Source organism: Haloechinothrix salitolerans (assembly GCF_042662605.1).
GTDB lineage: Bacteria > Actinomycetota > Actinomycetes > Mycobacteriales > Pseudonocardiaceae > Haloechinothrix_A > Haloechinothrix_A salitolerans.
The window spans coordinates 4,998,651-5,010,720 of the sequence record NZ_JBHSXX010000001.1 but is presented as its reverse complement, the minus strand read 5'-3'; the positions used below and the strand labels follow the sequence as shown (position 1 = coordinate 5,010,720).

19 protein-coding genes are annotated in these 12,070 nt (G+C 66.7%); 10 read left to right on the top strand and 9 right to left on the bottom strand.

Features of this window, described 5'->3' with window-relative positions:
• Window positions 1–1,086: 1,086 nt before the first annotated feature.
• The 3 genes from ACFQGD_RS23760 to ACFQGD_RS23750 all read left to right on the top strand — a co-directional run bounded on the left by ACFQGD_RS23760 (window position 1,087) and on the right by ACFQGD_RS23750 (window position 3,328).
• Window positions 1,087–1,815: an alpha/beta fold hydrolase gene (locus ACFQGD_RS23760; RefSeq protein ID WP_390183593.1), complete on the top strand. Its 729-nt coding sequence runs from the start codon at window positions 1,087–1,089 to the stop codon at window positions 1,813–1,815.
• Window positions 1,816–2,239: 424 nt separating this feature from the next.
• Window positions 2,240–2,731: a Gmad2 immunoglobulin-like domain-containing protein gene (locus tag ACFQGD_RS23755; RefSeq protein WP_345399208.1), complete on the top strand. Its 492-nt coding sequence runs from the start codon at window positions 2,240–2,242 to the stop codon at window positions 2,729–2,731.
• A 135-nt stretch (window positions 2,732–2,866) separates the two neighbouring features.
• Window positions 2,867–3,328, top strand: a complete 462-nt coding sequence (locus ACFQGD_RS23750) for a hypothetical protein (RefSeq protein WP_345399205.1) — start codon at window positions 2,867–2,869, stop codon at window positions 3,326–3,328.
• A gap of 98 nt (window positions 3,329–3,426) precedes the next feature.
• Here ACFQGD_RS23750 and ACFQGD_RS23745 read toward each other — a convergent pair whose 3' ends face one another.
• Together ACFQGD_RS23745 and ACFQGD_RS23740 are read right to left on the bottom strand one after the other, a co-directional pair.
• Window positions 3,427–4,632, bottom strand: a complete 1,206-nt coding sequence (locus ACFQGD_RS23745) for a helix-turn-helix domain-containing protein (RefSeq protein WP_345399202.1) — start codon at window positions 4,630–4,632, stop codon at window positions 3,427–3,429.
• Window positions 4,633–4,664: 32 nt separating this feature from the next.
• Window positions 4,665–5,150: an NUDIX hydrolase gene (locus tag ACFQGD_RS23740; RefSeq protein ID WP_345399199.1), complete on the bottom strand. Its 486-nt coding sequence runs from the start codon at window positions 5,148–5,150 to the stop codon at window positions 4,665–4,667.
• 132 nt (window positions 5,151–5,282) lie between these two features.
• Here ACFQGD_RS23740 and ACFQGD_RS23735 point away from each other — a divergent pair, with 132 nt between their 5' ends.
• The 3 genes from ACFQGD_RS23735 to ACFQGD_RS23725 are packed head-to-tail and all read left to right on the top strand — an operon-like array spanning window position 5,283 to window position 5,793.
• Window positions 5,283–5,465 (top strand): hypothetical protein, encoded by a 183-nt coding sequence (locus ACFQGD_RS23735; protein WP_345399196.1) that lies wholly within the window; start codon window positions 5,283–5,285, stop codon window positions 5,463–5,465.
• Complete coding sequence (locus ACFQGD_RS23730) at window positions 5,462–5,590, top strand: hypothetical protein (RefSeq protein ID WP_345399194.1); 129 nt, start codon at window positions 5,462–5,464, stop codon at window positions 5,588–5,590. The genes ACFQGD_RS23735 and ACFQGD_RS23730 overlap by 4 nt, the downstream gene beginning before the upstream one ends.
• A complete protein-coding gene (locus tag ACFQGD_RS23725; RefSeq protein ID WP_345399191.1) occupies window positions 5,587–5,793 on the top strand; it encodes a hypothetical protein in 207 nt (68 codons plus the stop codon). The genes ACFQGD_RS23730 and ACFQGD_RS23725 overlap by 4 nt, the downstream gene beginning before the upstream one ends.
• A gap of 93 nt (window positions 5,794–5,886) precedes the next feature.
• On the opposite strand, the gene ACFQGD_RS23720 is transcribed toward ACFQGD_RS23725, so the two are convergent.
• Window positions 5,887–6,177, bottom strand: a complete 291-nt coding sequence (locus tag ACFQGD_RS23720; protein WP_345399188.1) for a helix-turn-helix domain-containing protein — start codon at window positions 6,175–6,177, stop codon at window positions 5,887–5,889.
• 184 nt (window positions 6,178–6,361) lie between these two features.
• Between ACFQGD_RS23720 and ACFQGD_RS23715 the strand changes: the two genes are divergently transcribed.
• From ACFQGD_RS23715 to ACFQGD_RS23705, 3 genes are all read left to right on the top strand, one after another.
• Window positions 6,362–6,673, top strand: coding sequence for a hypothetical protein (locus ACFQGD_RS23715; RefSeq protein ID WP_345399185.1), 312 nt, complete (start codon window positions 6,362–6,364; stop codon window positions 6,671–6,673).
• Window positions 6,674–6,717: 44 nt separating this feature from the next.
• On the top strand, window positions 6,718–6,960 hold the full coding sequence (locus ACFQGD_RS23710; RefSeq protein ID WP_345399182.1) for a hypothetical protein: 243 nt from the start codon (window positions 6,718–6,720) through the stop codon (window positions 6,958–6,960).
• A 192-nt stretch (window positions 6,961–7,152) separates the two neighbouring features.
• Window positions 7,153–7,626: a helix-turn-helix transcriptional regulator gene (locus ACFQGD_RS23705; protein ID WP_345399180.1), complete on the top strand. Its 474-nt coding sequence runs from the start codon at window positions 7,153–7,155 to the stop codon at window positions 7,624–7,626.
• Between the two features lie 137 nt (window positions 7,627–7,763).
• Here ACFQGD_RS23705 and ACFQGD_RS23700 read toward each other — a convergent pair whose 3' ends face one another.
• The 6 genes from ACFQGD_RS23700 to ACFQGD_RS23675 all read right to left on the bottom strand — a co-directional run bounded on the left by ACFQGD_RS23700 (window position 7,764) and on the right by ACFQGD_RS23675 (window position 11,569).
• On the bottom strand, window positions 7,764–7,928 hold the full coding sequence (locus ACFQGD_RS23700; protein WP_345399177.1) for a hypothetical protein: 165 nt from the start codon (window positions 7,926–7,928) through the stop codon (window positions 7,764–7,766).
• Window positions 7,929–8,140: 212 nt separating this feature from the next.
• Window positions 8,141–8,449, bottom strand: coding sequence for a hypothetical protein (locus ACFQGD_RS23695; RefSeq protein ID WP_345399174.1), 309 nt, complete (start codon window positions 8,447–8,449; stop codon window positions 8,141–8,143).
• Entirely contained in the window at window positions 8,446–9,540 is a 1,095-nt protein-coding gene (locus tag ACFQGD_RS23690; protein WP_345398882.1) for an integrase core domain-containing protein, read from the bottom strand. Before ACFQGD_RS23690 ends, ACFQGD_RS23695 begins: the two co-directional genes overlap by 4 nt.
• Window positions 9,540–9,857 (bottom strand): hypothetical protein, encoded by a 318-nt coding sequence (locus ACFQGD_RS23685; protein WP_345398879.1) that lies wholly within the window; start codon window positions 9,855–9,857, stop codon window positions 9,540–9,542. Before ACFQGD_RS23685 ends, ACFQGD_RS23690 begins: the two co-directional genes overlap by 1 nt.
• An 84-nt stretch (window positions 9,858–9,941) precedes the next feature.
• Window positions 9,942–10,274, bottom strand: coding sequence for a replication-relaxation family protein (locus ACFQGD_RS23680; RefSeq protein WP_345398827.1), 333 nt, complete (start codon window positions 10,272–10,274; stop codon window positions 9,942–9,944).
• A 96-nt stretch (window positions 10,275–10,370) separates the two neighbouring features.
• Window positions 10,371–11,569, bottom strand: a protein-coding gene (locus tag ACFQGD_RS23675) for an IS3 family transposase (protein WP_345398863.1) whose coding sequence is annotated in 2 segments (ribosomal slippage) — window positions 10,371–11,311 and window positions 11,311–11,569 — 1,200 coding nt in all. Because the reading frame shifts where the segments join, the coding sequence is not laid out codon by codon here.
• Window positions 11,570–11,704: 135 nt separating this feature from the next.
• Between ACFQGD_RS23675 and ACFQGD_RS23670 the strand changes: the two genes are divergently transcribed.
• Window positions 11,705–12,016: a hypothetical protein gene (locus ACFQGD_RS23670; RefSeq protein ID WP_390221098.1), complete on the top strand. Its 312-nt coding sequence runs from the start codon at window positions 11,705–11,707 to the stop codon at window positions 12,014–12,016.
• Window positions 12,017–12,070: the final 54 nt, after the last annotated feature.

Here is a 12,070-nt window from a genome sequence, read left to right as displayed (position 1 = left end):
GGTTGCCGGTGGAAGTCCGATCCAGGTATTCGCGAGGGGCCCGGTAGCAGGCTGGCGGCTTCGTCTGGAAACGGGCAGGGCGAAGCCGGCATACGGTTGCCCAGCTCGCGGCCCACGACGGTCACCTACTGGCGCTGGTCGGGCCCAGCGTCGAACGCCCCAACCGGTGGGGTCTGCAACCGAACGGTCCATAACGTAACGTGAAGCCTGCCGCCTGGTCGCATCATCCGTTTGGATTCGGGTGTGGCGAGGGAGTGTCAAGCCTGGGAAGGAAGGGCGAACGCGAGGGACGCGGTGGAGAGTCTGGAAGCGCAGCAGTGAAGAACTCCCCGGCGTAAGGGGCTTCCTATTGTCAAACATCTTATCCTCACTCCAGCTACCCGACTCAACGCAAGTTTATTCTCGATGAATTATATCCCAGAAAGCCCAGGGTATTTAACTTAGAGTTAACCTAGACGCTCCAGGTGGCGACCAACATCCGGTATAACTACGGGGTTTGACCGGTCCCGGCGTATCTGGAGGCTCTCAGCCGGGCGATCGAGGCCGGCATCGGCGCGGCGGTACGCCGCACGGGTCACGCTGTATCACCCGGTACTGTAACATCGCATTTCGGACTTTACAGACCGACCGCAAGAATAGGGCTTACATTACGACCACGATCCGTGTCCCACCCCGACGGAGCGTCGGCAACGCGCGTTGATCCCGCGGCGTGTTCCGGCGCGTTAAAAGCACCCTCGTAGTGTCGGTGTTTTCAGGTCGGTTTGCGTTCGGCGAGTGCGGGGTTGGCCGCACAGGTTCCGTAGGTCGGCAACTTTCGAGCAGCGGTCGAGTACTCGCAACGAAAGTCGCCCCCGCATCGGTGGCACATATCACACCTTCAAGTCTGGGTCGAGATGACATCCCGGCGACGCGGCGTCGAGTCGCGCGGTGTGGCCATGCTTCGGACGTGCAGAACGCGCCGCACCCGGGCGGGAACGGTGGTGGTTGCCCGTAGCCGGATCCTGTCTTCAGCGAGGAGGGACGTCCCGGCTCGCCCCGGGCACCCCGCCAGACCGCCGTAGCGCTCCGAGGTACATCCCGCAGCCGATGGGTAGGTCTGCCGATGCGGTGGTGCGGTGTGCTTCGCGACGCTGTGTTCACGGCTTGAGCAATCGTGGCGAAGGAGTGGTCATCATGCCAGCACCGGCAAAAGCCTCCCAAGGCAGTGACGCGCAGTTGGCGTTCAGCGTCGTCAACGGTGTGCGACTCGCGCACGTCGACACCGGCGGGACGGGAGATCCGCTCGTGCTCGTGCACGGATCGTGGGGATCGCACCACAACTGGGACGCGGTGGTGCCGGAACTGGCGCACCGTTTCCGCGTCGTCGCCTATGACCGGCGAGGGCACAGCGACAGCGACTGTCCGCTCGGTCAGGGGAGCTTCGCCGACGACGTCGCCGACCTGGCGGCCCTGATCGAGACACTGGATCTCGCCCCCCGCGTGGATGGTCGAGAACTCCGCCGGGGCCGTCATCACGCTCAAACTCGCGGCCGCGCGACCGGAGCTGTTGCGGGGGATCATGGTGCACGAGCCACCGCTGTGGTCGCTGCTCGCCGAGGGAAGCCCGGAGGCCGAGGCGTGGGCGGCGGTCGAGAAGGGACCGTGGGCGGAGGTGTTGCGCCTGATCGAGGCGGGAGACCACGCTGGCGCGGCCGAGCTGTTCGTCGATCGGGTCGCTCTCGGTCCGGGGAGCTGGGCGCGGATGCCGGAGGCGATGCGGCAGATGATGACCCGCAACGCGCCGACGAAGTCCGCCGGTTGCGCCGCCTGTCGTGACGCCAACTCATCCCCGCCGTACAGACGTGCCTCCGTCGCCGCGGTCGCCGTGCAACCGAGGTGGCGCAGCAGCGCGCCGAGGCACACGTCGCGCACCGCCGGTTCGGGCAGGTCGCTGGCGCGGGCGAGCCCCGTCGCCAGCAGGCACGACCGCAGCGCCGTCTCCGGAGGATTGCCCATCCCGAGACCATTGCGACCGACAGCCCGGCAAGCAGGTCCATCAGCCGCAGACTCCGGTCCGTCACGGACCTATCGTGCCCACGCGCGGACGGGTCCGCCACACACTGGACCAGCGGTCAGCCACCTGCCGTGACGAATCCCGGGGCTGCGGCGCACCTGAGCCCTCGTTCGGCGGAGTCCCCAAGACGTCGAAATCGGGATAATCGACACGAAACATGCAATCAGCGCGAAGGGGTGGGGCGCCGTGTCGATCGACATTCAGCAGCCGAAGCCGTACGACCTCGTCAGCAACACGATCATGATCGGGGGAGTCGCGGGTGGCGCCTTCGAGGCGTCGTTCAACTACCGAATCACTGAGGGGCACGACGAGGTCATCGGGCCGTTCATGGCAGGTGACGGCATCGGCGGTCACGGGCAGTTCCAGCTCGCCGTGGACGTCTCCGGCGCCGCGTTCACCCTGGACCGGGTGTTCGTCGAGGTCTTCCACACCTCGCCCAAGGATGGCAGCGAACTCGACAAGGTCGTCGTGCCTGTCGTGCTCGGCCCGCAGATCGTCCCCGGATACACGGCGTACCTCGAACACGTCGTGCAGTCCGGCGAGACGTTGTGGGGCATCGCGAACCAGCACTACGGATCGGGCTCGCTCTATCACCGGCTGGTCGCGGCGAACCCGCACACGATCACCAACCCGAACGTGATCCACCCCGGCGACATCGTGCGAGTGCCTCGCGCCTGACGACACGGTCGCCGCGCTCGAGCCAGCCGGGTCAGGCTGGCTGCTGGGCGACGCGAAGAATTCGATGAGTGCTTCCGCGATCGCCGTGGGATGGGTCAGCGGGGCGGCGTGCGCGACGCCGGGGATCTCGTGCACGTGAGCGTGGGGGACGTGGTCGGCCACGTACCGCGCGCTGACGGTGAAGAACGGTTTGGTGTCGGAGCCGAGCAACACCCGCACGGGCGCTCGGATCGCGCCGAGCACGGCCGGGTCGGCGGTGGGGTCGTCGGACGTCATCGCTTGCTGGAGCAGGTTCAGCAGAGTCGGGACGTAGCGGCCTGCGGCCTCGAAGTAGCCCGCCTCGTCGGCTGCGGCGATTTCGTCGTCGTGGAAGGGGAACGCGGCGAAGGCGCGCGCCGCGTCCGCGAGGCACCCCTCGGCAGCCAGCTCGCCCGTGCGCGCGATGGCGTTGCCGATGACCGCTTGGACCTCCTCGTCCGCCAAGCTCAGGACCCCGGTTCGAACGGGGCGACGGCAGTGACCGCGTCGGACTGCGCCGCCACGGCGAGCGCGAAGGTGCCGCTGCCGGACCAGCCACCAGCCCGGTTGCCGGAGTAGGTGATCAGCGAGGTGAGCGTGTCGGTCCGGACGGCGTGGGGACGTGCGCCATCCGACAGGGTTCGGCGCCGATCCATGATGGTGTCCGATGGTGCGGTTCAGTTTGGTACTACGCCGTAGTGTTGCGCCAGGTTGGCGAACGTTGTCCCTCGGCGTCGGGTGGCGCGGTCGACGAGTTGTGCCATGACGTTCTTGCCGAGGGGTTGGCAGCGGACCCAGTCGGGTGCGAGGTCGCGAGCGTCGGCGAGGTGCGTGAGTGCTTCCGCGTGGTGGCGGCATGCCAGCGCTGCGGCTGCGAGCCGGAGTCGATGCCCTGCTTCCCAGAACGCGGGGACTTCCCCGCGTGGGGCCGGGATGGTTCTGGCGCGGGTGAGTGCCTTTTCGGGGTCGTCGGCGCGGGCGATGCTGTCGATGACTTGGAGTGCGGCGACCCGGGGTCCGAAGATGGCTGCTTCGCTGGCGGAGTCGCCGCGTGTTCGGGCTGCGGCGGCGCTGGCTTCGGCGAGCAGATCATCGGCGCGCTGCGGGTTGTTGCCCGCGAGTGCGGCGCTGGCGGCGTTGAACAGCAGGTTGCCGAATACGCCGCCCTGTATCGGGTCGCGGTCGAACATATCTGGCTGGATCTTCTCGGCCGCCTGCACGGCTACGTGCTCGGCGTCGGCGGTTCGTCCTTGGCGCACGAGCGTCCACGCGAGGTAGCGCAGCGAGATGGCGGCCTCGATGTCGGGGTTGTCGCAGTGGCGGGCGGCGGCGAGCGCTCGTTCAGCTGCGGTCCAGGCGAGGTCGTCGAGGTCGAGGCGTCCTGCTATGCCGGCGCAGAGCCGGTACGCGGTGGACAGTACGCGGTAGGCGGCGCCGCGTTCGTCGTTGAGCGTGTCGTGGACGACTCGGCGCGTGTCGGCTAGGACGGCGGGAAGTGAGTGCAGGAGTTCGCCGTGGCGGCCGTCGACGTAGGCGCGCCATGCCTGGTGCGCGTTGCGGACGAGTTCGTCCACGGTCATGGTCTCGTCGTTCTCGGCGAACTCGGTGAGCCCGGGGATGTTTTGTCCGGAGGTGATCGCACGGCGCAGCGGTGCCACGTCGATGGTGGCGTACGTGGTGGGCATGGTGCCGAGCAATTGCTCGTGGCTGACGCCCAGCGCGGCGGCCAGTCGGTGCAGCGTGTGTGGCCTTGTGGTGGTTCTGGTGCCTTGTTCGATCCGGGCGATGGTGTCGACGCCGACCCCGGCGCGCTCAGCGAGACGTTCCTGGGAGAGATCACGCGCTTTGCGGAAGCGGGCGAGGTTTTCGGACAGCGGCTGCACGGGGCCTCCCGATCTTACGAACGGTGACCAGGTTACGGCGTCCTGCGCACACCGTCATCACACAACGCCAGTGGGCCGCCACGGGCGGCGACGCCGGCGGCCACGGAGAGTCGCCTGGCCAGCGCCGGTTTCAGCTTCCCGCTGACCTCGTCGAGGTGGTAGAGGCCCACCGAGACGATCTCCTCGTCGGTGGGGTGGAGGTGTTCGCTGTCGTCGAGGATGCCGCCGTCGAAGACCCACACCATGGCCTCGGGGTAGCCGTTCGCGGCGTGTTCGTGATCGATCACGAGCACGGTGTTCATCGGGCGGTCGAGCCCCAATTCCTCGCGGAGTTCTCTGCGTGCGGTCGCCCAGGGCGCTTCGTCGGCGTCCACGCTTCCGCCCGGTATGTCCCATGTCGGTTTGTAGGACGGTTCGACCAGCAGAATCCGGCCGTCGACCGAGCGCAAGAGCACGCCGGCGGCCATGCGCTTGCGAGGCAGTTGGGCGACGTATTCGTCGAACGGCAAGAGGTCCACGGCCGCGAGACTACCGGGCGCGCGCGGGTGCGGGTTTCTAGGCGTGAGAGGCATAGAACGCCAGGTCATACCGGGTGGACTGCTGGCTGGGCGCGCTGTTCTGTCACCGGTAGTGGTGTGACGCTTCCGGGTATGTCATATCGGTCAGGGGCAAGCTGCGGTCCGCCGACGGGCGGCAGGCAGCTCATCAGCACACGGTTCTATTCAGAAGCGATCGTCATTGACGAGGCGGACGTGCGCGCCGACGAGGCCGAGCGCGAAGCAGCGGAGGCCAGGCGCGAGACCGATGAATGGGACCGGGAGCGGGAGCGGTGAGTCGTCACGCTGACCCGTGGGACCGGCAACGGCGCGCTGATCAGCGCGGGGCCGTCGTGGCTGTCGTGCTGCTGCTCGCGCTCATCACCGCGACAACGTGGGCCGCGTTCCGGGTGGTGCTGTGAAGACCCGCACGGCCGACCCGGATCTGTGCGTGGCTCTCGCGGCGATCGAGCCTGGCATCGTGCGCACGATCAATCTGCTCCTCGACGAGATCGACGGTGCCGAGCTGGACGACGACCTCCTCCGCCGTCTCGGCACCGAACTCAGCCAGATCGGCGGCACGCTCACCGAGCGCGCCAACCGCGTCGTGATCGACCCGAGGTGAGAAGGGACGGCGGTGGACGAACAGATCAAGCAGCGGCGGATCAAGGCCGATGCCGCCTTTCAAGCGGAGACCGAAAATCACGCTGTCGGGTCGTCAGTCGGACGTGTCCGTCGCGCGTGAGCGTCTGCGGCGGGTGGGTGGCGGCGGCGCTGGCAGATTAGCCACGAGTTCCGACACCTCGACATCCAAGCCAGCGGCTAGCCGAAGCAAGACGTACAGCGACGGATTCCGTTGGCCACGCTCGACATACCCGACCATCGACCAATGCACACCGGAAACATGCCCGAGGTCTTCGATGCTCATGCCGCGAGCCTCACGCAACACACGGACGCGGTCCCCCAGCTCCCGAGCCGTATCGGATATCGGCGGCTTCCTTGACGGCATGCCGAAACTGTTGCGGGTCTCATGACGATCGACCAGCGTCAACCAGCATGAGACCATGTAGTTGAGACAATATGTTTAAGACGGATAATCCAAATGCAGTAGTGCCTGCGTCCCAATTGAATGGAATCATCGCAGGACAGCAGGGTCATGACGCCGTCGCTAGGGACCGGGGAGGGTGAGTCCGATGACCGCGTTCGCCGCCGCGCCGACCGAACTCGGCGCGGCGGAATGCACCCAGCCGTGTGCACCGACCCCACCCCAGACACCCGCCGACGTGGCCGAACACGCCATCGCGACGGCCGCGCCGAACGCGGGTGCTCCCATCCCGCCTGATGCGGATGTGGCGTGTGTGGAGTGCGCGGTGCCGCGATGGCTCGACCCTCAGCAGGTGTGGCGGTGGGGCTGGTCGGGCGAGCCACTGTGTGAGCACTGCCCCACGGTGCTGGAACTGGCCGGTGAACTGCGCGGCTGGGCGGCCCTGAGGGCAGAGCCGTGAGCCGGGCCAACCGCTCGGCGTGGCAGCGGCATATACCCACCGGAATGCGGATTTGTACTGGCCAGCACGGCAGGGCAGGGATCTTGTCTGGTGCCGTCGCCAGCAGCGCGCAGGCATCCGGCGTGACCGATGTCCCCACGCTGCCCGAGCGGAAAGAAGCGTTCATGAGTCAGCAGGGCTACACCTGGCGCCGACGCTGGGACGGGCACGGCGGTCAGGCCGACGACGGCACGACCGTGGCGATCCAGGTCGGCGTGATCGAGGTGGCGGCGAAGTGTCCGTGGTGAGCGACACCTGCCAAGAACAATGCTGCGCTGTCGCCGAAATCCTCGCGGACAACAAGACCTGGACCCACATCGCCGAGGACGAACACGCCAGGAAACATAACGTTCGTTTTAGATATCACCCTTGTTCACGTATGTTGACGTATTCGGGGCTTTACGGGTGGATCGAGCGCATGACGCTGAGGGATACGAGCAGTGCATCTGGACGGTGAGCAGTACCAGCGACTGTTGGGCAATGAGCTGCGCACGCTGCGCAAGAGTCGCGGCTGGACGCGCAAGCAGTTGAACGCGCGGCTCCAGAGCATCATCTCGTTGCAGACGCTGGCCACCTATGAGCACGGCACGCGGCAGTGCTCGGTCGTCCGGTTCGCCGAGATCTGCCTCGCGCTCGGCGAGAAGCCCCACGACATCCTCGCCCGCCTGGACCGGCGACTGTTCACCAGCGCCGCCGACGAGATCCGCGTCGACCTCGCCAAGATCGCGGAATCCACCGAGCCCACCCTCGCGCCGCTGCGCCGCTGGGCCGCCGACCGGCTCCGGGCGACCGACGCGGCGAGCGGCAGCGAGATCACGCTGACCACCGCCGCCGTCGAGCGCATGGCCGAACTGTGCGGCACCACCCCGGCCAAATTGCGCTCCCAGCTCACCCCCGCGCGATGCGTTAGCTGAACGACCTGCTCCTGAGGGGGCGCTCCTCGGCGCACGAACATGCTCTCGGTTCTCCCTGTACGTCGGCCGAGGTCGATGAGCGATGTTGCGAACTGCCTGCGCTGGCGAGTCGTTCGAGTCCATGTGGGAAGGCAGCGCTACTGTTCGTCGTCCACCCGTGGCGAGGGCGGCAGGGGTCCGATGTCGAGGTCGATGCAGACCAACTCGGCGAGCATCTCGACGTCGATCTTCTTCACCGCATCGCTGACAGCGGCGAACCGCTCGTCATCGGTCATCGCCGCGAGATCGACGCCCCCCAGCATCCAACTGGTGTGCCACCGCAATGCGGAAGCGTCGCCGCAAGGCAGCGACGGCGCCCGCGTCGTAGAGCCGCTGGACGGCCGCGCCCGTCCCCACCCAGGTGTCGAACTGCTCCCCATCCGCGGTGGCTGTCCCGTCTCAGTAGGTATGGCGCATGGTGATGCTGTGACCTGGGGTGTGTCAGTTCAGGTGAGACGAGTGGTGGGTGGTCGTCTCACCTGAACTGACGCATCTTGGCGTTTTCGGCTTCGGTTGTTTTCCGGGACGGCGCGGTTTTCGCGGCGTGGTCTGGGTGGCGGCGAGGGTGTTGTTGGAACGTGATCCACTCGATGAGCGGTTCGCTGTGGGGGCCGACTCGGGCGATCTTGCTTCTCCAATTGAATCGAGGCGCGACGGTGCGGCGTAGCTCGTCGAGGAACTGGCCGAGCCCGGTCTCACCGCCGGTGGCGCGGTCGTGAGGTGTGTCTGAGTTAATTGACCAATCGCGGGTTGAAATACCCAGCCACGGCCGGTGCGTGGTCATTGGTTCTCCTCAGGTGCTCTGCTTCGACGGTATGCCAGGCGGTTCTCGCGTGCTTGGGCGAGTCCGTCGCGTCGGTTCTTGCGGATGGCGTCACCTCGTCCTTCGTGTTCGTCGTCGGGCGTGACATACCCGATGGCGGCGTGCAGCCTGACCCCGTTGTATTGGGCCCGTACGAGCTCGAGTTCGGCTTCGAGCTCGCCGGGGTCGCGGATCTTTTCCAGGTGCGGCCACTCGCCCTTCACGTGCCCGAACAGCGTCTCGATCCACGCCTGATCGGTCGGTGTGCCGGGCCGTCCGAACTGGCGGGCGATGGCCACACCGGCGAGGAACTCGCGGGTGGTGTGGCTGCGCATCTGCGGCCCGTTGTCGCTGATGGCCAGCAGCAACGGCAGCTGCCCGTCACCGATCGCGGTGCCGACGGCGTCGCGGTCGCCGGAGGCCAGCGCGGCCACCAGCGCGTCGGTCGCGCGGGCGTCGGCGGCCGCCCACAGGTTCTCGGCCTCCAGCGCGTCGGTGAAGGCGACCTCGACCTGGGTGGAAGACTCCTCGGCCGACACCAGGGTGGTGATCCACTTGCGGGAGACGATGTCGAGGATCGCGATCGCGGCGACCCGGGCGCGGGTGAAGTGCGTGAAGTCGTAACCCCACACCCGGTTGGGCTTCCACTCCAGCCAGGGCGGCCACTCCGCCCGACCGATCGGCTCGCGGGGCGGCTGACCAGGAAGAACGAGCCGTTCGGCGGCCAGGATCCGCCGCACCGTGGACTCGGAGACATGCACCAGTCCGATCCGCGAGCCGCGGTGGGCGAGCTTGCGATGACTACGGTCGGTCTCGCCCCAGGTCTCGAACAGCTCCACGACCGCGGCCCGCTCGCCCGGCAGGATCCCGTGCAGGGGATGCCCGCCCGGCGGTAGGTCGTCCAGCCGCCCGGCGGCCTGGCGGGCCAGCCACGCCTGGTAGCGACCGTGTTCCAGGCCCAGCCGGTCACATGCCCGCCGCGCCGACCAGCCACGCTCGACGGCGTGCTCGATCAACTCGAGTAGGCCGGCCTTCACGTCAGCGTGCACCCGCGCCGGGACCGGGCCGGCCATCAGCCCCAGGCGGGTTTTCCCTCGTGCAGATGCAGCGCCACCGCCTGCTCGGTCACCGTGGCGCGCAGCCGCTCGGCCTCCGCCCGCGCCTCCTCCAACTCCAGCTGCTCGACTGTCTTGCCCGGCCGGCCCGGCCGAGCCGACAGCGCGGTCAGCGCGCCCTGCTTGGCGGTACGGCAGATCGTGGTCACCGTGGTGCGGTCGACCTTCCACTTCTGCGCGGCCTCCCGCTGCGTGCACTGCCCAGTCAGCACCGACACATACATCTCGTACTTCTGGCTCGGCGAGAGCAGCCGTCGCTGCTTGCGTGCCTTCATGGGCGTATTGGACGTCATCATCAGCCTCCGGAACGGTCAGACACACCGCTTCGTGGCTGGGTATTTCAAAGATCAAATGGTCATCTAACTCAGACGCAAGACGGCGACGAGAGAGGCGAAGAATCCGTTGGTGGCGACCGTGTGGGCGAGTTGCAGGGAGTGCGCGATGGCCATGGCGCGGTCGTGGCGGTATCCGAGCTCGTGGGGGGAGATTCCGTCCTCGTCGGCGATGATGGCGGCGCCGGCGGTGTCGAGCACGTAGTGGTGCGGGGCGCTGCCGCGGGCGACGAGCGGCTGGAACCGGTCCACGACCCGCCAGCGGTGGAGTTTGAGGAGCCGGGCGTGGGCGACGTGCCGGGAGGGGAAGGCGAGTTGGGTGATCTGTGTGGTGGTGAGTACGCGGTGCTCACTGAGCATGTGGGCGAGCCACCGGTCGCGTGGGGTCAGGTGTTGGGCGAGCGCGGCGAGGTGTGGGCTGCCCCGTGTTTTCCGGACTGGTGAGTTTGTGTCCTTTTATGCCGCGAACTGCTGATTCAGGTATTCGTTGCGGACTTCGTGCGGAGTTTTGTATCCCAGTGCTGAATGGATTCGTCGCCGATTGTAGTGAAGTTCGATATAGCGGGCAATATCAGTCGAAGCCCTTTTTCGTGTGGGATACACCATATGATGAACGCGCTCGTTTTTGAGGCTGGCGAAGAACGACTCGGCGAGCGCGTTATCCCAACAAATCCCGGTGCGACCGAGGGAATGTCGCAAATCGAGTTCATCCAGTTTCGCGCGATATTCGGCCGATGTATATTGGGTGCCGCGATCGCTGTGCATAATACAGCCCGACTCAAGCGTGTGATTTCGTGCGGCCATGTCGAGGGCGTCGGTGACCAATTCGGTGCGCATGTGATCGGCCATCGCGTAGCCGATGACCTCGTTGTTGAAACAATCAATCACGGTCGCCAAATACAGCCAGCCCTGCCAGGTGGAAATGAACGTGATGTCGCCGACCAGCTTGGCCCCGGGCCGGTTGGCGGTGAAGTTCCGCTCGACCAGATCTGGCACGCCGTCGGGCTGTTCAGCGCTGCGGACGGTGGTGGTGCGGTACGGCTTCAGCTGCACCGTGACCAGGCCCATCTCGCGCATGAGTTGGCGGACCGTCTCGTCATCGACCCGCTCACCAGCACGGACGAGCTCGGCATGGATCCGCCGGTAACCGTAGGTGCCGCCGAAGAGGTCAAACAGTGTCTCAATCTTGGTCTTGAGCAGTTCGCGGCGCCGCTCGGTCGCCGACGGCGGCCGGCGAAACCACTCGTAGTAGCCCGATTTCGACACATCCAGCCACGCCAGCATCTGCGTCAGGGTGGGAGCGTCCGCCACATTATGGCCCTTGTTGTGCGCGTACTCGGCGGCGATGAACTCGTACTTCTCGCTCACCGCTGCTCCCTCGCAAAGTACGCTGCCGCTTTTTTCAAAAAGGACAGTTCCATCTCCTGCTCGCGCACCCGGCGACGCAGTTCGGCGAGTTCGGCACGCTCAGACAATTCCAGCGGCGGCTCGTCCCCGGCGTGATCCTCGCGGTATTTCTTCACCCAATTAGCTAGGGTCGTTTCCCCGAGACCGTACTCGCGAGCGACCTCAGCGATCGGACGCTGCCCTTCCACAACCAGCTTCGCCGCCTGCTCACGAAATTCAGGCGTGTACTTCTGATACTTCCTTGCCACGAACCAACATCCCTTCCAGAACGGACCCTATGCGGTCCACAGTCCGGGAAATAACGGGCACCCCAGTGCTCGCCGGTGGCGGCGACGCGGTTGGTGGGTCGGGCGGGGCGGGGTGCGCGCAGGTGTCGTTGCGTAATGGTGATCACGGTGGGCTCCTCGTTACGCGGCGTGGCGCCGGGGGTCGATGTAGGGGCGGCGGTGGTCGGTGGCGGCGCGGCCGGGGCGGGCGGCGTGTATGGCGGCGGCTTTGCGGATGGCGGTGGCGCGGCCTCTGACGGGTGGCGGCAGGGGTTGGGTGTTCAGGGTGAACGGAGCGGTTTGTTCGCCGTGCAGGACGGGTCGGACGGCCGCGTGGAAGGCGCCGAGGTGGCTGAGATCGTGCTCGGTGAGGCGGGGGTGGGTGTGGCGGGCGAGCTGGTGTGCGTCGGATGGCGAAATGGAGTATGAGGGGCTGTTGATCTTCCGGACAGCGAACCCACTAGGGTTTTTGTTCGGAAGAGA